Below are 1,129 nucleotides of genomic sequence, written 5' to 3' on the forward strand. Positions count from 1 at the left end.
GTCAAGAGAGTGCTAATGGTTTTTTACTTCTATAAGTCTATGATTTAATTGAATAATTCAGAAGAATATTGTGCGGCAGTGAAAGGGGCTAAATCGTTAATTCCCTCACCTTTGCCTAGGGCTAAAACCGCTGGTTTTGACCCATCTTTGAGGGTGTGAGCAAGCGCACAGATCACTCCACCTTTAGCGGTGCCATCTAACTTTGTCACGATTAAGGCTGATAGGCCTAAAGCAGCATGAAAGGCCTTTACTTGGCTTAAACCATTTTGACCAGTATTGCCATCAAGAACGAGCAAAGTCTGGTGAGGGGCCCCAGGAAGGGCCTTGCCAATGACTCTTTTAACCTTCTTCAATTCTTCCATGAGATGGTCTTGGGTGGCTAATCTGCCCGCGGTATCAATAATCAAAATATCGCTCTTACGAGACACTGCAGCATGAATCGCATCATGCGCTACGGCTGCAGCATCACCACTTTCTTGCATGATGACGTCGACTTGGTTGCGCCCACCCCATTCCAGGAGCTGATTGCGTGCAGCCGCCCGGAAAGTATCGCCTGCTGCCAGTAAGACGGACTTGCCTTGTGACTGAAAGAGTTTGCAGAGTTTGCCGATGGTGGTGGTCTTACCAGCACCATTGACGCCAATTACTAGCCATATTTCCGGAGTGGTCTTTTGTTCATGAACAAATAAAGGGTTAGGGCTTGGCTCCAAAGGCTTTAGGAGACTTGCCACCTCTTGAATCAGTAGTTGCTTTAGGTCTTCTGGACTACTGGCATTTTCTGATTTGGCAGCCTTGCGAAGTTTGCTAATCAGTTGTTCGGTCGTAGGTAGGCCTACATCACTCAAAATGAGAGATTCTTCTAGGGCATCAAACCAGGCTTCGTCAGTCTGATTCGATTTGAATAGGGATCCGAGGGTTTTACGTAAGCCGAACATAATCGATACAATTTAATCCTTGCATCTTATCAATTAAATTCTTGGGATAGGTGATCTTACAGATGCGCTCCACTTTATTGCGTTTTTCCTTCTTTTTACTGATCTCTTGCTCAGCCGCTTGGGCAACTCCTGAGGCCGCCCCATCAAATACCCATGAGTTTGTCCTTGCCAATGGGCTGAAGTTGATTGTGCGG

1 protein-coding gene is annotated in these 1,129 nt (G+C 46.4%); it reads right to left on the minus strand.

The window, feature by feature from the left end; genetic code table 11:
- Positions 1–44: 44 nt before the first annotated feature.
- Positions 45–935 (minus strand): signal recognition particle-docking protein FtsY, encoded by an 891-nt coding sequence (gene ftsY / locus B7Y67_RS18895; protein WP_293599947.1) that lies wholly within the window; start codon positions 933–935, stop codon positions 45–47.
- Positions 936–1,129: the final 194 nt, after the last annotated feature.

Source organism: Polynucleobacter sp. 35-46-11 (assembly GCF_002281105.1).

Bases quoted from the DNA above. Each gene is read 5' to 3' on its own strand.
- ftsY (WP_293599947.1), bottom strand. From the start codon at position 935: ATGTTCGGCTTACGTAAAACCCTCGGATCCCTATTCAAATCGAATCAG.